Origin of the sequence: Neorhizobium fuzhouense (assembly GCF_042611105.1) — a bacterium.
Taxonomy (GTDB): domain Bacteria; phylum Pseudomonadota; class Alphaproteobacteria; order Rhizobiales; family Rhizobiaceae; genus Neorhizobium; species Neorhizobium galegae_A.
On the sequence record NZ_JBHFFP010000013.1, the window covers coordinates 191,569 to 210,418 of the forward strand.

Annotated in this window: 18 protein-coding genes; 6 read left to right on the plus strand and 12 right to left on the minus strand. The window is 62.9% G+C overall.

Annotation, left to right across the window (positions count from 1 at the left end; translation table 11 throughout):
• Window positions 1–10 precede the first annotated feature (10 nt).
• The 7 genes from coaA to hisB are packed head-to-tail and all read right to left on the minus strand — an operon-like array spanning window position 11 to window position 4,613.
• On the minus strand, window positions 11–1,006 hold the full coding sequence (gene coaA, locus ACEXP3_RS21050) for a type I pantothenate kinase (RefSeq protein WP_377299096.1): 996 nt from the start codon (window positions 1,004–1,006) through the stop codon (window positions 11–13).
• On the minus strand, window positions 1,003–1,326 hold the full coding sequence (locus ACEXP3_RS21055) for a phosphoribosyl-ATP diphosphatase (protein ID WP_210106882.1): 324 nt from the start codon (window positions 1,324–1,326) through the stop codon (window positions 1,003–1,005). The genes coaA and ACEXP3_RS21055 overlap by 4 nt, the downstream gene beginning before the upstream one ends.
• Window positions 1,327–1,335: 9 nt before the next feature.
• Window positions 1,336–2,124 (minus strand): imidazole glycerol phosphate synthase subunit HisF, encoded by a 789-nt coding sequence (hisF, locus tag ACEXP3_RS21060; protein ID WP_377299098.1) that lies wholly within the window; start codon window positions 2,122–2,124, stop codon window positions 1,336–1,338.
• Window positions 2,121–2,864 (minus strand): 1-(5-phosphoribosyl)-5-[(5-phosphoribosylamino)methylideneamino]imidazole-4-carboxamide isomerase, encoded by a 744-nt coding sequence (hisA, locus tag ACEXP3_RS21065; protein WP_377299100.1) that lies wholly within the window; start codon window positions 2,862–2,864, stop codon window positions 2,121–2,123. The genes hisF and hisA overlap by 4 nt, the downstream gene beginning before the upstream one ends.
• A gap of 1 nt (window position 2,865) precedes the next feature.
• Entirely contained in the window at window positions 2,866–3,516 is a 651-nt protein-coding gene (hisH, locus tag ACEXP3_RS21070) for an imidazole glycerol phosphate synthase subunit HisH (RefSeq protein ID WP_377299102.1), read from the minus strand.
• Window positions 3,516–3,998, minus strand: a complete 483-nt coding sequence (locus ACEXP3_RS21075) for a DUF2628 domain-containing protein (RefSeq protein ID WP_377299104.1) — start codon at window positions 3,996–3,998, stop codon at window positions 3,516–3,518. The genes hisH and ACEXP3_RS21075 overlap by 1 nt, the downstream gene beginning before the upstream one ends.
• 18 nt (window positions 3,999–4,016) lie before the next feature.
• Window positions 4,017–4,613, minus strand: coding sequence for an imidazoleglycerol-phosphate dehydratase HisB (hisB, locus tag ACEXP3_RS21080; protein WP_377299139.1), 597 nt, complete (start codon window positions 4,611–4,613; stop codon window positions 4,017–4,019).
• Window positions 4,614–4,812: 199 nt separating this feature from the next.
• On the opposite strand from hisB, the gene hslV reads away from it, so the two are divergent.
• From hslV to ACEXP3_RS21105, 5 genes are all read left to right on the plus strand, one after another.
• Complete coding sequence (gene hslV / locus ACEXP3_RS21085; RefSeq protein ID WP_210106887.1) at window positions 4,813–5,337, plus strand: ATP-dependent protease subunit HslV; 525 nt, start codon at window positions 4,813–4,815, stop codon at window positions 5,335–5,337.
• Window positions 5,338–5,433: 96 nt separating this feature from the next.
• Window positions 5,434–6,741, plus strand: a complete 1,308-nt coding sequence (gene hslU, locus ACEXP3_RS21090; RefSeq protein WP_377299107.1) for an ATP-dependent protease ATPase subunit HslU — start codon at window positions 5,434–5,436, stop codon at window positions 6,739–6,741.
• Between the two features lie 213 nt (window positions 6,742–6,954).
• A complete protein-coding gene (locus tag ACEXP3_RS21095) occupies window positions 6,955–7,902 on the plus strand; it encodes a DUF1402 family protein (RefSeq protein ID WP_377299109.1) in 948 nt (315 codons plus the stop codon).
• Window positions 7,903–7,947: 45 nt separating this feature from the next.
• A complete protein-coding gene (locus tag ACEXP3_RS21100) occupies window positions 7,948–9,342 on the plus strand; it encodes a cytochrome P450 (RefSeq protein ID WP_377299111.1) in 1,395 nt (464 codons plus the stop codon).
• A gap of 175 nt (window positions 9,343–9,517) precedes the next feature.
• On the plus strand, window positions 9,518–11,680 hold the full coding sequence (locus ACEXP3_RS21105; RefSeq protein WP_377299113.1) for a malate synthase G: 2,163 nt from the start codon (window positions 9,518–9,520) through the stop codon (window positions 11,678–11,680).
• A 113-nt stretch (window positions 11,681–11,793) separates the two neighbouring features.
• On the opposite strand, the gene ACEXP3_RS21110 is transcribed toward ACEXP3_RS21105, so the two are convergent.
• Window positions 11,794–12,468: a L,D-transpeptidase gene (locus ACEXP3_RS21110; RefSeq protein WP_210106892.1), complete on the minus strand. Its 675-nt coding sequence runs from the start codon at window positions 12,466–12,468 to the stop codon at window positions 11,794–11,796.
• A 178-nt stretch (window positions 12,469–12,646) separates the two neighbouring features.
• On the opposite strand from ACEXP3_RS21110, the gene ACEXP3_RS21115 reads away from it, so the two are divergent.
• Window positions 12,647–13,135: an MmcB family DNA repair protein gene (locus ACEXP3_RS21115; protein WP_210106893.1), complete on the plus strand. Its 489-nt coding sequence runs from the start codon at window positions 12,647–12,649 to the stop codon at window positions 13,133–13,135.
• A 16-nt stretch (window positions 13,136–13,151) separates the two neighbouring features.
• On the opposite strand, the gene ACEXP3_RS21120 is transcribed toward ACEXP3_RS21115, so the two are convergent.
• The 4 genes from ACEXP3_RS21120 to lhpI form a co-directional block, all read right to left on the minus strand.
• Window positions 13,152–13,730, minus strand: coding sequence for an ActR/PrrA/RegA family redox response regulator transcription factor (locus ACEXP3_RS21120; RefSeq protein ID WP_210106912.1), 579 nt, complete (start codon window positions 13,728–13,730; stop codon window positions 13,152–13,154).
• Window positions 13,731–13,842: 112 nt separating this feature from the next.
• Window positions 13,843–15,147, minus strand: a complete 1,305-nt coding sequence (locus ACEXP3_RS21125) for an ActS/PrrB/RegB family redox-sensitive histidine kinase (protein WP_377299116.1) — start codon at window positions 15,145–15,147, stop codon at window positions 13,843–13,845.
• 15 nt (window positions 15,148–15,162) lie between these two features.
• Window positions 15,163–17,631, minus strand: coding sequence for an ATP-dependent helicase HrpB (gene hrpB / locus ACEXP3_RS21130; RefSeq protein ID WP_377299118.1), 2,469 nt, complete (start codon window positions 17,629–17,631; stop codon window positions 15,163–15,165).
• Window positions 17,628–18,584 carry a bifunctional Delta(1)-pyrroline-2-carboxylate/Delta(1)-piperideine-2-carboxylate reductase gene (gene lhpI / locus ACEXP3_RS21135; protein WP_377299120.1) on the minus strand — a complete coding sequence of 319 codons (957 nt, stop codon included), beginning with the start codon at window positions 18,582–18,584 and terminating at the stop codon, window positions 17,628–17,630. The genes hrpB and lhpI overlap by 4 nt, the downstream gene beginning before the upstream one ends.
• Window positions 18,585–18,850: the final 266 nt, after the last annotated feature.

Below are 18,850 nucleotides of genomic sequence, written 5' to 3' on the forward strand. Positions count from 1 at the left end.
GATAGATAGCCTACAGTTTACGCAGCGCCACCGTCTCGATGAAGTGGTTGCTGCCTTTGCGCAGGATGAGATCGGCCCGCGGGCGCGTCGGCAGGATGTTCTGGCGCAGGTTCTTCAGGTTGATATTGCTCCAAAGCCCTTCAGCGATCGCGAGTGCCGCCGCCTCATCGATGGTCGCATAGCGGTTGAAGAAAGAATTGGGGTCGCGGAATGCCGTTTCCCGCAGGCGCATGAAGCGCTCCACATACCAGTTGTGGATCTGGCCCTCGTCCGCGTCGATGTAGATCGAGAAATCGAAGAAATCCGAAACGATCGGCACGATGGTGCCATCGACGGGCAGCGTGCGCGATTGCAGCACGTTGATACCCTCGAAGATGAGGATATCCGGCCGATCGACGATCGTATGCTCGTCCGGCAGAACGTCATAAGTCAGGTGCGAATAGCGCGGCGCCATGACATTCGGCTTCCCGGCCTTGATGGCCGACAGAAAGCGCAAGAGCGCGCCGATGTCGTAGCTTTCCGGAAACCCCTTGCGCTCCATCAGGTTTTCCCGGCGAAGGACCGCATTGGGGTAGAGAAACCCGTCGGTGGTGACGAGGTCGACCTTGGGACTTGAGGGCCAGCGCGCCAGAAGCTCCTTCAGGATACGGGCCGTGGTGGATTTGCCGACCGCAACCGAACCGGCAATGCCGATGACGAAGGGCGTCTTGACCTGGTCCGAAAGGCTCAGGAACCGGTTGCGCTGCTGGAACAGCAGTTGCGAGGCTTCCACATGGGCCGACAGAAGGCGCGACAGCGACAGATAGATGCGCCGCACCTCATCCAGATCGATCGGATCATCCAGCGAGCGCAGGCGCTTCACTTCGTAGGCTGTCAGGGTGAGCGGCGTATCGGCCCGAAAATGCGACCATTCCTCCGAGGTAAACAGGAAGAACGGTGAATAATTGCTGGCAGCAGACGGCTTTGGCGGAATATCGGGTTCAACGCTTTGGCTGGCGATCGTCATGGGGATTGTCGGCTCGCCTTTTCCTGAAGGCCCGACTGGGCCGTGCGGCGTTGAAGTTCGTCCAGCACATCCTGCAACGGAATACCGGCAATCTTCAATACGACCATCAGATGATAAAGCAGGTCCGCCGATTCGGCGGTCAGGTTCTGCCTATCGTTGAGGATGGCGGCGATCACGGTTTCCACCGCCTCTTCGCCCAGCTTCTTGGCGGCCTTTTCCTGGCCCGCGGACACAAGCTTTGCCGTCCAGGAGCTTTGCGGGTCGGCCTTGGCGCGCTCGGAGACAATCGCCTCCAGATCGGTGAGGGAAAACTGTGTCATCGTGTCTCCTCAGTCGAGCCGCATCGCAATGCCATGGTCAGCCATGTAGCGCTTGGCCTGACCGATGGAATAGGTGCCGAAGTGGAAGATGGAGGCGGCAAGCACCGCCGTCGCATGGCCATCGCGCACGCCGGCCACCAGATCATCCAGCGAGCCGACGCCGCCAGACGCGATAACCGGCACGCGAACCGCATCGGCAATCGCCCGCGTCAGTTCCAGATCATAACCGACCTTGGTGCCATCGCGGTCCATCGACGTCACCAGCAGTTCGCCGGCACCCAGTTCCACCATGCGGGCGGCAAATTCCACCGCATCGATACCCGTCGCATTGCGTCCGCCGTGGGTGTAGATTTCCCAGGCGCTCTGATTGTCCGAGCCGACGCCCTGGCTTCTGCGCCGCTTGGCATCGATCGAGACGACGATGCACTGGTTGCCGAATTTGTCGGCGGCTTCCGCCACGAAATCCGGATTGTTGACCGCCGCCGAATTGATCGACACCTTGTCGGCCCCGGCAAGCAGCAGTTTTCGGATATCGGAAACGGCGCGCACGCCACCGCCGACCGTCAGCGGCATGAAGCAGTGCTCTGCCGTCTCAGCCACCACCTCGAAGATGGTATCGCGATTGTCAGAGGATGCGGTGATGTCGAGGAAGCAAAGCTCGTCGGCGCCGGCCGCATCATAGGCCTTGGCCGCCTCCACCGGATCGCCGGCATCGATGAGGTCAACGAAGTTGACGCCCTTGACCACGCGGCCGTCCTTGACGTCCAGGCAGGGAATGACACGGGCTTTAAGGGTCATGCACGGCCTCCCTTGGCAGCGCGAATAAGCGCCAGTGCTTCTGCTGGATCGATGCGGCCATCGTAGAGCGCGCGGCCGGAAATGGCGCCTTCGAGATTTTTCGCATCGGGTTCCAGCATGCGGCGGATGTCGTCGATGGAGGCAAGGCCACCGGAGGCAATCACCGGGATCGAGGTGCTGTTGGCAAGTTCCAGCGTGGATGACCAGTTGATGCCGGCCAGAATGCCGTCGCGGTCGATATCGGTGTAGATAATGGCGGCAACGCCGGCGCCCTCGAATTTTTGCGCCAGCTCCACGATGCCGAGTTCGGAGGCTTCCGCCCAGCCTTCGACCGCCACCTTGCCGCCCTTGGCATCGATGCCGACGGCGATCTGGCCGGGGAATTTTTTGCAGGCCTCGATGACCAGCGCCGGATCGCGCACGGCAACGGTGCCGAGGATGACGCGGGCCAGACCGCGTGAAAGCCAGGCCTCGATATGATCGAGTGTGCGGATACCGCCGCCGAGCTGAACCGGGTTCCTCGTCGCCTTCAAGATGGCATCGATGGCAAAACCATTGCGGCTTTCGCCGGCAAAGGCGCCGTCGAGATCCACCACATGCAGCCACTCGAATCCCTGGTCTTCGAAGGCTTTCGCCTGGGCGGCGGGATCAGGATTGTAGACGGTCGCCTGGTCCATGTCGCCAAGCTTCAGGCGAACGCACTGGCCGTCTTTCAGGTCGATGGCGGGAAAGAGGATCATGTCAGGGCTTCCAGCGCAGGAAATTGGAGATGAGGGCAAGGCCGAGCGTCTGGCTTTTTTCCGGATGGAATTGCGCGCCTGCCGTATTCTCATGGGCAACGAAAGCCGTGACAGGCCCGCCGTAATCGGTGGTCGCGACGATGTCATCGGGGTTTTCCGCCGCCAGATGATAGGAATGAACGAAATAGGCGTGCAACCCGTCGGGGCCGGTCGGGATGCCCTCGAAGAGGGCGTGCGGGCGGTTGAGCGTCAGCGTGTTCCAGCCGATCTGCGGGATCTTGAGGGAGGGATCGGACGGCGTCATCTCCTTTACGTCGCCGCGGATCCAGTCGAACCCTTGCGTCACGTCCTTTTCAAGCCCGCGCGAGGACATCAGCTGCATGCCGACGCAGATGCCGAGGAAGGGTCGAGCTCTGGTCTTGACGGCCTCGAGCAGCGCCTCCTCCATTCCCTGAACTGTGCTAAGGCCGCGACGGCAATCGGCATAGGCGCCAACACCGGGCAGGACGATACGGTCGGCGACTGCGACCACGTCCGGGCTGTCGGTCAGCTCGATCGTCGCATCAAGGCCGGCCTCCCGCGCAGCACGCTCGAAGGCTTTGGTGGCCGATCGAAGATTGCCCGATCCATAGTCGATGATTGCAACGCGCATCAGCGTCCTTTCCCCATGTCGAAAAGCCCGAGCGCCGGGCCGCCATAGGCGGGCCCTTCCTTGCGCGGGGAGATTTTGGTCCAGTCGGCGGCCGGAACGGCAAAAGGCTCCGGTGCCGGAAGAGTCTCGAAGAACATGGCTTCGGCTGTGACAAGATCCGGCGCCAGCAGCACCGCCTCTTCCTGCCAGCCGCGCCGCACCAGGTTCCGTGCCTGCATATGGCGTGCCTCAAGCCCGATCAAAAGGGAAAGCGCCAGACTGGACAGAGTTCCGGCCCAGAAAAGACCCGGCTGGTCGGCAAGCCAGCCGGCGAGACCCTGCGCGGCAAGGGCGGCAAGGCCGCTCCACCAGCAGCGATGCATGAGGAGCCAAGGGCCGGGAAACAGGAAGGCCAGCACGGCAAACCGATCTGCGATGAAGCGCGTGGTGCGATGATCGCGCAGAGGACCGCCCGGTGGCGTCAGGATGATATAGCGTTTCAAAGGTCCTCCTGACGGACGTCAGACCAGCGTGCCCTTGGTGGATGGCACCCGTCCCGCCTGGCGCGGATCGATTTCGGTCGCCTGGCGCAACACCCGCGCCACGGCCTTGAAGCAGGTTTCGGCGATGTGGTGGTTGTTGGCGCCGTAATGGTTCATCACATGCAGCGTGATACCGGCATTCTGGGCAAGGGCCTGGAAGAATTCACGCACCAGTTCGGTATCGAATGTGCCGATCTTCGGCGCGCTGAAGGTGACGTTCCAGACAAGGAAGGGCCGGCCGGACAGGTCGACGGCCGCCTTGGTCATGGTTTCGTCCATGGCAAGGTCGATCGAGGCATAGCGGGTGATGCCCCGCCGGTCGCCGAGCGCCTTGGAAATCGCCTGGCCGATGGCAATGCCGGTATCTTCCACCGAATGGTGGTCATCGATGTACAGGTCGCCGCTGCAATCGATGTCCATGTCGATCAGCGAATGGCGCGACAGCTGGTCGAGCATGTGGTCGAAAAAGCCGATGCCGGTCTTGATGGACGATTTGCCGGTGCCGTCGAGATCGACGGTCACGGAGATGGCGGTCTCGTTGGTCTTGCGCGAGATGGTGGCGCGGCGTTCGGTCATTATAGTCACCGGATCTGTCAGGCTTTTCATCGTTTGGCCTCATTATCAGCCGCAAAGCTGCGGTGCAAACGAATAGAGGGCAGGTGTGTTGCCTGGTCGTCGGTCCGATTTGCAATCGCCGCTCCACCACTTACATGTGAGCCAACAGCCGGAATGGACCGGCGACAGGAAGCCCGGGTGACGGGCACAGGTGAAACATATGACGACAATCATTACCGTGCGGAAAGGCGGAAAGGTCATCATGGCCGGCGATGGCCAGGTCAGCCTCGGCCAGACCGTGATGAAGGGCAATGCGCGCAAGGTGCGCCGCATCGGCAAGGGCGAAGTGATCGCAGGCTTTGCCGGCGCCACCGCCGATGCGTTTACGCTGCTCGACCGGCTGGAAAAGAAGCTGGAACAGTATCCCGGCCAGCTGATGCGGGCCGCCGTCGAGCTTGCCAAGGACTGGCGGACCGACAAGTACCTGCGCAATCTCGAAGCCATGATGCTGGTGGCCGACAAGACGGTGACGCTGGCCGTGACCGGCAATGGCGATGTGCTGGAACCCGAACACGGCACGATCGCCATCGGTTCGGGCGGCAATTTCGCCTATGCGGCGGCGCGCGCCATGATGGATTCGGACAAGGATGCCGAACAGATTGCCCGCACCGCGCTCGATATCGCTGCCGATATCTGCGTCTATACCAACCACAATCTGGTGGTCGAATCGCTGGACGCCGCGTGAGCGTCCGGCACTCCCGCTAACGAATGCTGATCATGGGTCCCTGCGGCCGGGCTGAACGACGAAGCCGGCCGGGCAGGGATGCCGCAAGAGGAAGATATGACCACATTTTCTCCCCGCGAAATCGTCTCGGAGCTGGACCGCTACATCATCGGCCAGCATGAGGCCAAACGTGCCGTTGCCATTGCGCTCAGAAACCGCTGGCGCCGCCAGCAGCTCGACGAGAGCCTGCGCGACGAGGTGATGCCGAAGAACATCCTGATGATCGGGCCGACCGGCGTCGGCAAGACCGAGATTTCCCGCCGCCTCGCCAAGCTGGCTGGTGCCCCCTTCATCAAGGTGGAAGCCACCAAGTTCACCGAGGTCGGTTATGTCGGCCGCGATGTCGAGCAGATCATCCGCGATCTGGTCGAGATCGGCATCGGACTGGTGCGCGACAAGAAGCGCGCGGAAGTTCAGGCCAAGGCGCATCAGAGCGCCGAAGAGCGCGTGCTCGATGCGCTGGTCGGCACGACGGCCTCGCCTGCCACACGCGAAACCTTCCGCAAAAAGCTGCGCGCCGGCGAACTGGACGACAAGGAAATCGAAATCGAGGTGGCTGATACCGGGTCTGGAATGCCCGGCTTTGAGGTGCCCGGCATGCCCGGCGCCAATATCGGCGTGCTCAACCTGTCGGAAATGTTCGGAAAGGCCATGGGCGGCCGCACCAAGAAGGTGCGCACCACCGTGCAGAAGTCCTATGGAGACCTCATCCGTGACGAGAGCGACAAGCTGATCGACAACGAGGTCATCCAGCGTGAAGCGGTGCGCTCGGTCGAAAACGATGGCATCGTCTTCCTGGACGAGATCGACAAGATCGCTGCCCGCGATGGCGGCATGGGGGCGGGCGTCTCGCGCGAAGGCGTGCAGCGCGACCTGCTGCCGCTGGTCGAGGGCACGACCGTGTCGACGAAATATGGACCGGTGAAGACCGACCATATCCTGTTCATTGCCTCGGGCGCCTTCCACGTCTCCAAGCCGTCCGATCTCCTGCCCGAACTTCAGGGTCGCCTGCCGATCCGGGTGGAGCTGAAGGCTCTGACCAAGGAAGATTTCCGCCGGATTCTGAAGGAAACCGAGGCAAGCCTCATCCGCCAGTACCGGGCGCTGATGGAGACCGAGCAGCTGTCGCTGGATTTCACCGAGGATGCCATCGATGCGCTGGCCGACGTCGCCGTCCATCTCAACGCGTCGGTCGAGAATATCGGCGCGCGCCGTCTGCAGACGGTGATGGAACGAGTGCTGGACGAGATCTCGTTCAACGCGCCGGATCGTCCAGGCTCGGCCGTGACCATTGATTCGGGCTATGTGAAGCAGCATGTCGGCGATATCGCTGCCGATACGGATCTGTCGCGCTACATCCTGTAAAGCGTGGCAAGGGCGCAACGGCTGGTCGCCGTGCGCGCCTCATGACGGGAAATTGACGGGGCGCGGGCTCGACTCCGCGCCTCCTTTTTCAGTAATGCATCACGCACGTGAGCACGCTGCAATTTGCATGTCTGATTCGTCTTCAATGTGATTCGCCGGAAATTGCAGGGCCATCCGGCCCAGCTCGTCACGACTTCCTGGGATGCCGAAATCTTGCGACGTATCTTGCTGGCCTTGCTGATGATCTTTTCCTGGAGCGCCTCCCATGCGCTCGCCGGCAGCCTTAACTTGGTGCCGCCGGGAAATCGCAACGTGCAGCAGCCAAAGGTGCCCGGAGCTTCCGTTCGCCGCACAACGGCCGGCCGCAGTACGTTCGACGAGAAGTATGACAAGATCCGCGATCTTCTCGCAAACGACAAGTCGCTGATCGCCAAGATCAAGCAGACCTCGCGCCAGTACGACATCGACCCGATCCATATCATCGGCGCGATCGTCGGCGAGCACACTTATAATGTCGATGCCTATGACCGGCTGCAGTCCTATTACGTCAAGGCCGCCGCCTATGCCGGTGATCGATTCCGCTTCGGCTACAAGGACGAGACGATCGGCGCCTTCGTGCAGCGGTCGCAGTTTTCGAAATGCGATGATTTCAACGATTCCTATCGCCTCTGGTCCTGCCGCGAGGCTGTGTGGGAGCGTGTCTTCCGGGGCAAGACGGTCGAGGGCGTATCCTATCCCGACAACCGTTTCAGCGCGGTGTTCTTCCAGCCCTTCTTTGCCGGCCAGACCTTCGGCCTTGGCCAGATCAACCCGCTGACGGCGCTGATGCAGTCCGATATGGTGGCCCGTCGCTCCGGCTATCCCAAGCTCGATGCTGCAAATGCAGCCGATGTCTACAAGGCCATCATGGATCCGGACCAGTCGCTTGCCTATATGGCCGCCACCATCCGCCGCGCCATCGATGACTACGCACAGATTGCCGGCATGGATATTTCCCGCAATCCCGGCATTACCGCCACGCTTTATAATATTGGCAATTCGGCCGATCGCGCCGCAGCGCTTGCCGCACGCAACCGCAATGGCGGCTTCTCCTGGCCGGAGGAGAATTATTACGGCTGGCTGGTGAACGACAAGCTCGACGAATTGAAATCGCTGCTGTGAGTTCTGATATAGGTTCTTCGAGCACACGCTTCAGGAGAACCGGTCATGGACATGCGTCCCGAGCCTTTCGAGCCACCGGCACCGGTTCCCCGGACGGTTCCACCCGGCCGGCTTGAGATCATCCGCACGGTCTTGCGCAATCCGCTCGAGCTTTGGGGTGAACCCTCCTATACGCTGCCGTGGATCGAGACGAAATTCTTTGCCGAGCGCACGCTGATCGTCAATGATCCCGGCCTTATCCGCCATGTGCTGGTGGATAATGTCGCCAATTACGAAATGTCGGAAATCCGCCAGCTCATCTTGCGCCCCATCCTGCGCGACGGGCTTTTGACAGCGGAAGGTCCCGTCTGGAAGCGCTCGCGAAAAGCCATGGCGCCGGTCTTTACCCCGCGTCACGCGAAAGGCTTTGCCGGCAAGATGCTGGCGCAATCGCAAGCCTATATCGAAAAATATGCCGACATCGGCCCCGGCGGCCGCATCGAGGACATCTCCGTCGACATGACGGAGATCGCCTTTGCGATTCTCTCCGAAACGCTGTTCTCCGGCGATATCGTCACACAGAGCGAAAAGTTTTCCGACGATGTCGACAGCCTGCTGCACCGCATGGGGCGCGTCGATCCGATGGACCTCTTGCGGGCGCCGCCCTGGGTGCCGCGGCTGACGCGCATCGGCGGTGCCAAGGTCTTGGGGAAATTCCGCGAGATCGTGCGGCTTACCATGGAAAAGCGCAAGGCGATGATGCGGGCTGACCGTGCCGGCACGCCCGACGATTTCCTGACGCTGCTGCTCGACCTTGCCGGACCCGACGGGCTGACGCTGGATGAGATCGAGGACAATATCCTGACCTTTATCGGTGCTGGCCACGAGACGACGGCGCGCGCGCTCGCTTGGACGCTCTACTGCGTCTCCCATTCGCCGCAGGTGCGCGGCCAGATGGAAGAAGAGATCGACCGGGTGATGGCGTCGGGCGCCGAACCGGTCGAATGGCTGGACCTGATGCCGCATGTGCGCGCAGCCTTCGAGGAAGGCATGCGGCTTTATCCGCCGGCGCCTTCCATCAATCGCGCAGCCATTGCCGATGATCGCTGGACCAGCGCCGAGGGAAAGACCGTCGAGATTGCCGCCGGCACCACGGTTCTCATCATGCCCTGGACGTTGCACCGCCATGCGCTCTACTGGGACAAGCCCCGCGCCTTCATGCCGGAGCGCTTTCTGCCGGAAAACCGCGGCAAGATCCATCGCTTCCAGTACCTGCCGTTCGGGGCCGGGCCGCGGGTCTGCATCGGAGCGACATTTGCCATGCAGGAGGCGGTAATCGCACTGGCCGTGCTGATGGCCCGATACCGGTTCGACGCTGTGCCTGGGGCAATACCCTGGCCGGTGCAGAAGCTCACCACCCAGCCGCAAAACGGTCTGCCGATGCGTGTCAGCCCGCGCTGAGCCGGGTGCGGGCTGCCGCGGCCGCGGGTATTGTCCGCTTATCGCAGCCTCGCGCCGTGCGTGCGCAGCAAGGGCTGACGTGGTCCGTCGGCTGCCTCAATGCAACCAATGCCCGATTGACTAAGCGGTCTGCCCGCGCAAAAACCACAGCGGACAGCAAAGAGGGAGCATCTGGATGAACCGAATCGAGCGACATGGCCTGGCCATTGACGAGGCACTGCATGCCTTTTTGGTCAATGAGGCGCTTCCCGGCAGCGGCATCGATGTCGAGCACTTCTTCGCCGGCTTTTCGCGCATCGTGCATGAGCTTGCTCCGAAAAACCGCGCCCTGTTGAAGACGCGCGATACGCTGCAGGAAAAGCTCGACGAGTGGTATCGCAAGAACGGAGCGCCTGGTGATTCGGCGGTTTACGAAGCCTTCCTGCGCGAGATCGGCTACCTGCTGCCGGAAGGGCCGGACTTCAAGGTCGAGACGGCCAATGTGGACCCGGAAATCGCCGAAATCGCGGGCCCGCAGCTGGTGGTGCCCGTCATGAACGCCCGCTATGCGCTGAATGCCGCCAATGCCCGCTGGGGCTCGCTCTATGATGCGCTTTACGGCACGGACGCGATTGCCGAGACGGACGGTGCCGAAAAAGGTGCGTCCTACAATCCGGTGCGGGGCGCCAGGGTGATTGCCTGGGCGCGCCGCTTTCTCGATGAATCGGTCCCGCTTGCCGATGCCTCCTGGGCGAATGTGACGGGACTTTCGGCCGCGGATGGCACGCTGTCCGTTTCCGTCGGCGACAAAGCGGTATCGCTGTCCGATCCCGCACAATTTGCCGGATACCGTGGCGAGGCTTTGAAGCCCACCCATCTTCTCTTCGTGCGCAACCGGCTGCATGTCGAAATCCGCATCGACGCCACGACGGCCATCGGCAAGGCCGATCCGGCGCATATTTCCGATGTCTGGCTCGAATCGGCCATCACCACCATCATGGACTGCGAGGATTCGGTCGCCGCCGTCGATGCCGCCGACAAGGTTGTGGTCTATCGCAACTGGCTTGGCCTGATGAAGGGTGACCTTTCCGAAGAGGTGTCGAAGGGGTCGCGCACCTTTACCCGCCGCCTCAACACGGACGTGACCTATACGGCGCCGGATGGCACGTCCTTTGATGTACATGCCCGCTCGCTGATGCTCGTGCGCAATGTCGGCCACCTGATGACCAATCCGGCCATTCTCGATACGGAGGGCCACGAGGTGCCGGAAGGCATCATGGATGCGGTGGTGACGGGCCTGATTGCCCTTTATGACATCGGCCCAAACGGCCGTCTGCAGAATTCGCGCCTTGGCTCCATGTATGTGGTGAAGCCGAAGATGCACGGGCCCGACGAAGTGGCCTTTGCCTGCGAGATCTTTTCGCGCGTCGAGGACTTGCTCGGCATGGCGCCCAATACGATCAAAATGGGCATCATGGACGAGGAGCGTCGCACGACGGTCAACCTCAAGGAATGCATTCGCGCCGCCCGCGAACGGGTGGTGTTCATCAATACCGGCTTCCTCGACCGCACCGGCGACGAGATCCACAGCTCGATGGAAGCCGGCCCGATGATCCGCAAGGGCGACATGAAGCAGGCGCCCTGGATTGCCGCCTATGAGAACTGGAATGTCGATATCGGCCTTGCCTGCGGCCTCTCCGGGCACGCGCAGATCGGCAAGGGCATGTGGGCAATGCCCGACCTGATGGCGGCGATGCTCGAGCAGAAGATCGCCCATCCGAAAGCCGGCGCCAACACGGCCTGGGTTCCCTCGCCGACGGCGGCCACGCTGCATGCCACGCATTATCACACGGTGAATGTCGCCGAGGTTCAGGCGGGGCTTGCCGCGCGAAGCCGGGCAAAATTGTCGGATATCCTGTCCGTTCCCGTCACCGCGCGCCCCAACTGGACGCCGGAGGAGGTGCAGCGCGAACTGGATAACAATGCGCAAGGGATTCTTGGCTATGTCGTGCGCTGGATCGACCAGGGCGTCGGCTGCTCCAAGGTGCCGGACATCAACAATGTCGGTTTGATGGAAGACCGGGCGACGCTGCGCATCTCGGCCCAGCATATGGCCAACTGGCTGCATCACGGCCTGGTGACGACGGATCAGGTGGTCGAGACGATGAAACGCATGGCGGGGGTCGTGGACGGACAGAATGCCGGCGACCCGCTCTACCAGCCGATGGCCGGCAACTTCGACCAGTCGGTCGCCTTCCAGGCGGCGCTGGATCTGGTGCTGAAAGGCCGCGAACAGCCGAACGGTTATACCGAACCGGTTCTGCATCGGCGCCGGCTGGAAGCAAAGGCAAAGGCCTGATCGGAAAACAAGCCCCTGGCTGAGGTCACACAGCCCGGGGCTTTTTCAAATGCCGCATACGAAAACGGCGCGTCTGGCGCGCCGTTTGCACTGATGCTCCGGAACAGACCGGCTTACTGGATGACGATGACCTTGGTCTGGCGGCCCGGAAGGACGCGGCTGTACAGGTCGATGACGTCCTGGTTGATCATGCGGATGCAGCCCGACGAGGCGGCCGTGCCGATGGAAGCCCATTCCGGCGTGCCGTGAACGCGAAACAGCGTATCCTGACCCTTTTCGTTGAAGAGGTACATGGCGCGCGCGCCGAGCGGGTTGCTGAGGCCCGGGCCCATGCCGTTTTCCACGTAGCGGGCAATATCGGGCTTGCGCACGGCCATTTCCTTCGGCGGATGCCAGGTCGGCCATTCCTGCTTCCAGGCGATATAGGCTTCGCCGGCCCAGGCAAAGCCTTCCTTGCCGACGCCGATACCGTAGCGCACGGCCTTGGAGCCCGGCAGGATGTAATAGAGGAAGCGTTCGCGCGTGTTGACGATGATGGTGCCCGGACGTTCCTTGCTGTCGAAATCGATGATCTGGCGGTGGAACTTCTTGTCCAGGCGGCTGATCGGAATGGCCGGCAGCGCATAGCCGGCATCGGTGACCGCGCCATAGGAATCGCTGAAGATCGCGTTGGTTTCAACGCGGACGGGCGCTACGGCAACCTGCCGGGTGTCGGATGTGGTGGAGCAGCCGGAAAGGGCCAGCATCGCCAACAGGCCGGATGCGATCATGCGTGTGCGGGTTTGCATCGATTTCTCTTAAATGGTGGGGTCAGGGCAGATGAGATACGCCATCTTTGATCGACGGGTTATTTTCCATTAAAAGGGGGTTGGCAAGGCATCGTCGCGCACCCGGCGTCTGCGCCGCTACAAATGAAAAAGACATTGTCTTTTTGCAACAATCCGCTGCTCACCCCATGTGTTAAAGATGACCATCGTTCAAATCGGCCCCAGCAATCCGCTCATCGACGGCCGGCAATCCGGCCGGGCGATGATGGTGCGCCGCGGCGTGCAGATCCTGTTGAACGAGATGCGCCACACGCTTTTGCCGGAGCTCACGCTCGCCAATGGCCGGCGCGCCGATCTGGTGTCACTCACCGACAAGGGAGAGATCTGGATCATCGAGATCAAGACCTCGATCGAGGATTTTCGCGTCGACCGGAAATGGCCGGATTACCGGCACTTTTGCGACCGGCTGCTGTTTGCCACCCATAATCAGGTTCCGCTCGACATTTTTCCGCAAGACTGCGGCCTTCTGCTTTCGGACGGCTACGGTGCGCATCTTTTGCGCGAGGCGCCGGAGCATCGCTTAAGCGCAGCACAGCGCAAATCGATGACATTGTCCTTTGCCCGTATCGCCGCGCAACGCCTGCTGGCGGCCGAATGGGCGACCGGCCAGACCTTCGGTGACGGCTGATAAGCGCTTTCCGACGCTATTTCGGGGCGCGTTTGGCAAGAATCCTCTGCAGGGTGCGCCGGTGCATGTTGAGCCGGCGGGCCGTTTCCGAGACATTGCGCTCGCACATCTCATAGACACGCTGGATATGCTCCCAGCGCACCCGATCGGCCGACATGGGGTTTTCCGGCACATCCGCCTTTTCGCCAGGCCGCTGGGTCAGCGCCGCATAGACGTCATCGGCATCGGCGGGCTTTGACAGGTAATCGACAGCGCCCAGCTTCACCGCAGTCACCGCGGTTGCGATATTGCCGTAGCCGGTCAGCACGATGACGCGTGTGTCCTCGCGCTGCTGGCGGATGGCCTCGATCACGTCGAGCCCGTTGCCATCGCCCAGCCGCAGGTCGACCACCGCATATTTTGGCGGGCGGGCACGCGATCGCGCAATGCCATCGGCCACCGATTCGGCCGTTTCCACCTGGAAGCCACGGCTTTCCATGGCGCGTGCCAGGCGGCGCAGAAACGGCGCGTCATCATCGACAATCAGAAGCGTCGCATCGGGTCCCAGATCATCGGTGCCATTGCCTGCCGCGCCAGCCTCAATCTTGTCTGCCATCATCATCTTGTCTCCACCGGTGTCTGTCCGGTTTTTCAGCTCTTTAACCGGTACCCTGCGCCTTTGTCATTACGCATGTGCCGGGTTGTCGGGTCACAGTATCGGTCGGTCTTCACGCCTTCATCTGCATGACGGAACGTGGCCAGGTGACGCGCACCCGTGCGCCCTCTCCATCCGGCGCCCGATTGGCAAAGGCAAGCGTTGCGCCTGACCGCTCCAGCAAGGTCTTGGCGATAAAAAGCCCGAGGCCAAGGCCGCCGGCCCGCGCAGTTTCGCGGCTTCGTGTCGACATATAGGGTTCCCCGATATGAGTTAAAACATCCGGCGCAAAACCTTGCCCGTCATCCTCGATGGTGATGGCCACCATATCCGCATCATGTTCCACGGTCACGGTTACCTTTTGCCGCGCAAAGTCCACAGCGTTTTCGATGAGATTGCCGAGCCCGTAAAGAATTCCGGCATTGCGATGTCCCACCGGTTCTTTGCTGCGCTCGCCTTTCTCGACCAGCTCAAGCGCGATGCCAAACTGCCGGTGCGGCGCCATCACTTCCTCGATCAGCGAAGAGAGCGGCAGCCGGCGCATGTGCTCCTCGTTGTCGGCAGACAGCGAGGTGAGCCGGCGAAGAATGTCGCGGCAGCGTTCGCTCTGGCTGCGCAGCAGGGCCACATCCTCGCCATAGCGCGGGTCGGAACTCAGTTCCCGCTCCATCTCCTTGGCCACCACGCTGATCGTTGCCAGTGGGGTGCCGAGCTCATGGGCGGCGGCAGCGGCAAGTCCATCCAGCTGCGACAGGTGTTTTTCACGCTCCAGCACCAGCTCGGTGGCCGCCAGCGCATCGGCAAGCAGCGTCGCCTCCAGCGAAACCCGATAGGCATAGAAGGCGGCAAAAATCATCATCGAGACGATGGCGCACCAGCTTCCGAGCTGCAGGATCGGATGGATGAGAAGCACCTCGTCCTTGACCCACGGAACCGGATAGGGCGACAGCACGAGGGCTGTGGTGCAGACCACCGCAAAACCCAGGAGCCCAAGGGAATGGCGCAGCGGCAGCGAGCCGAAGGAGATGATCACCGGCACGCAGATGAGCGGCGCAAACGGGTTCGCAATGCCGCCCGTGATGAACAGCAGACCTGCCATCTGCAGAAGATCAAAGCCGAGCAGGCCAAGCGCTGCCGCCGGCTGCAGGCGATGCGTCGGTGGAAAGCGCAGCGACAGGAGGAGATTGGCGAGCGCCAGCGCTGCCACCAGCAGCGCCGTCTCCACAAGCGGCATCGCATAGCGCAGGAGGACGGCGACAATCAGGACCGTGATCGTCTGCCCGGCCACGGCCAGCCAACGCAGCCGCACCAGGGTCTGCAGCCGCATGCTGCGGCTGGCGCGGCCAAACTGCGCGTGGCGGATCGAAATGGGTTCCATTCTGTCTGGTCCTTGTCAGGTGCCGCGCGGCTTGGCGCGCGCGGTGGGGGCGGCATTGGCCGGATCTTCCGGCCAGGCATGGCGTGGATATTGCCCGCGCATGTCGGCACGCACATCCCGCCAGGAGCCGGCCCAGAAACCCGGCAGATCGCGCGTGGTCTGGATCGGCCGATGGGCGGGCGAGGTGAGTTCGAGAAGCAGCGGCAGCCGGCCGCCCGCGACGGCAGGATGAACTTTCAGCCCGAACAATTCCTGCACGCGCAGCGAAATGACCGGTTCGTCGCCATCATAGCGGATCGGATGCCGCTGGCCTGTCGGTGCGTCGAAATGGGTGGGGGCGAGCCGGTTGATGTCAGCCCGCACCGCATGGGGAACGAGGCTGCGCAGTCCCTCGGCAAGACTGCCCTGGTCTATGGCATCCAGACTGGTGCGGCCGGTCTGGAACGGCGTGAACCACTCGTCAAGGCGGGCAAGCAAGGCTTCTTCCGAGACATCTGGCCAGGGCTCGCCGATCGTGCGGTGCAGGAAACCGATGCGGGCCCGCAGTTGCTCGGTTTCCTTCGACAAGGACAACACCCTGAGGCCGAGCTGGCGAACGCCATCCGCCAGCGCCTCGGCTGCCTCGGCGCCGGTCGGGCGGGGAAGCGGCGTTTCTTCCAGAAGGATGGCACCGAGCCGCACCACCCGCCGCGCCCGCACCTGCCGGCTCTGCCGGTCGAAATAGCCCTCCTGCCGCCGCTCGATGGCATGGGCAAGCTCCGCTTCCACGCTGTCGCGATCGATCTCGGCCGCCGCCAGGATGCGGGCCTGCGCCGCTCGTCCCGTCAGGTCGGCAATTACCAGCATGCGCGCACCCGCCAGCCGCTCGGTTTCCGGAAGTTCCGCGCCGCGCCCATTCACCATCACGAACCGGCCGCGCGCGCCGCGCTGCAGCGCCACCCGGTCGGGATAGGCATGCATGAGCAAGGAGCCGGCAAGGACGGGTGCTGCGGATTGCTCCGTGCGTGGCAGGGCATCGGCAAGCCTTCTGGCAAGCTGGCGCGCGGCCTCTGCCCGTTCGCCGCGTTCGGTTCGAAAGGATTTCAGCCGCTGGTCGAGGTCGACATCCGCACCGCCAAGGCCCTGTTCCGTCATCAGCACGGCCAGCTGGCAGGCGGCCAGTGCCTGTCCCTCTTGGGCGCCGGCAAGCGCCATCGCCGCAAGCCGCGGCGGCAGCGCCAGGTCGCGCATCAGCCGGCCCTTCGGCGTCAGCATGTCGGACGCATCAAGCGCCCCCATCATCCTTAACAGCGCCCGGGCTTCGTGAAGGGCGGCTGCGGGGGGCGGGTCGAGAAAGGACAGATCGGCCGGATCGCGCACACCCCAGTGCGCCAGGTCGAGCGCCAGCCCCGACAGATCGCTCGCCAGGATCTGCGGCGGCGTGAAGGCGGGCAGGGCGGCCGTCTGGCCCGGATGCCAGAGGCGGATCACGATGCCCGGCTGCGTTCGCCCGGCGCGGCCCGCCCGCTGATCGGCCGAGGCACGCGAGACCTTGACCGTTTCGAGCCGGGTGATGCCGGTGGCAGGCTCGAAGACCGGCAGGCGCTGCAAACCGCTGTCGATCACGATGCGCACGCCGTCGATGGTGATCGAGGTTTCGGCGATGGAGGTCGCCAGAACCACCTTGCGCTCGCCGTCCGCCGTTGGCCGGATCGCCAGATCCTGCGCCTGTTGCGACAGGTTGCCGTAAAGCGGTGCGACGATGGTGGCGGCCGGCAGCCTGTCCTTGAGCCTTTCGGCGGCGCGCAGGATTTCGCCCTGTCCCGGCAGGAAGGCCAGAATGGAGCCGTCTTCCTCCGAAAGAGCCCGCAGGATCGCGCGTGCCATCGCATCCTCGATCCGTTCGGCGGGTCCCCGCTCGCCATGGCGGATGTCGATGGGAAAGCTGCGCCCTTCGCTCACGATCACCGGCGGGTCGCCAAGCAGATCGGCCACCCGCTCCACGTCAAGCGTTGCCGACATCACGAGCAGCTTCAGATCCTCGCGCAGGGCACCTTGCGCATCGAGCGCCAGCGCCAGGCCGAAATCGGCGTCCAGCGAGCGTTCATGGAATTCGTCGAAGATCACGGCGGAAATACCGGCCAGTTCGGGATCCTCGAGAATCATCCGGGCAAAGACGCCTTCCGTCACCACCTCGATGCGGGTTGCCGAGGAGATGCGGTTGTCGAGGCGCATCCGGTAGCCCACCGTCTCGCCGACCTTTTCCGACAGAAGCGAGGCCATGCGCGCCGCCGCCGCCCGCGCCGCCAGACGGCGCGGTTCAAGAAGAATAATCCTGCCGCGGCACCAGTCCTCGTTCAGCAGATAAAGCGGCACCAGGGTCGTCTTGCCGGCCCCCGGCGGCGCCGAGAGAACCGCCCGGCCGGTGCGCGCAAGGGCTACGGCAAGATCGGCAAGGACGGCGCTGACCGGCAGAGGGGGCAGGGGGGCATGCGCCTTCGTCATGCGCGGTCGTTCCTGTCGCGCATCGTTTCATAGGCAAGGATGGCGCCCGCCAGATCCTCAAGTGCTGCACCGACCGACTTGAATAGCGTGATGTCGTCCGGCGACTGGCGCCCGCCGTGCTCCTTGCGGATGAGTTCCGCGAGATCCGCCTGGATATCTGCCGGCGAGAGCGTCCCGTTCTGAAGGGGAATGACAATATCTCCGGCCTCGTGCATGGCGCCGTCGCGCGTATCGACAAAGATCTTCGCGCGACGAACCGCCGTATCGTCGCTTTCGCGCATGGTCGGCTTGAAGGCCCCGACGAGATCGAGATGGGCACCGGGTTTCAGCCATTCGCCGCGGATCAGCGGATCGATGGAGAGCGTCGCGCAGGAGATGATGTCGGCGCTGGCCGCCGCCGCCGCCAGGTCGTTTACCGGCTCCACGTCAAGGCCAAGCGCTTTGGCTTGGCGCGCCATCTCCTTTGCCTTGTCAGGATCCCGGCCCCAGAGACGAAGACGCGTCAGTGGCCGGTGCACGCAATGAGCCTCAATGAGGTTCAGGGAAAGGCGCCCGGTCCCCACCACCAGCAGTTCCTGCGCATCGGCGCGCGCCAGATGGCGGGCCGCCAATGCGGAGGTTGCCGCCGTGCGCCGGGCCGTCAGTTCACCCCCCTCGACAATCGCCAGCATCTCGCCCGTCGATCCGGACGACAGCAGATAATTGCCGAAGATGGTCGGGAGCGCGCGCAGGTGATTGTCCGGGAAAAGGTTGAGGATCTTCACGCCACTGTAGCGGCCCGGCGTCCAGGCGGGCATCAACAGCATGGTCGCTGCCGCCTCGCCGGGCACCTCCATCTCGTGATGGTGCCGCAGCGGCATAACGCAGCCCGTTTCAAACATTCTCTCAACCGCATCGATCAGCGCCGGATAGGAAAGGGCAGCGCGCGTCTCTTTGTCATTCAGCACCAGCATGGTGGAAACTCCTGCAAAACAAGGGCCGACCTTAGCCGTGGGGCGCTGGCGCCGGAAGGCCTGGAAGAAAAATGACAGTTTTTTGAAATTCCCTGTTGACCTCTCCGGAGGCTGGATCTATAAGCCCACTCACTGACGAGGGCGGCGGCGCTGCTAGCGACGACTGACTTCGTTCTTGAGAAATGTCTCGAGAAATCATTGAATTGGCTGATTGCTGATTTTGGGGCCGGGTTTCGGTTTGGCTCTGATGGTTTTGTTGACTGCGG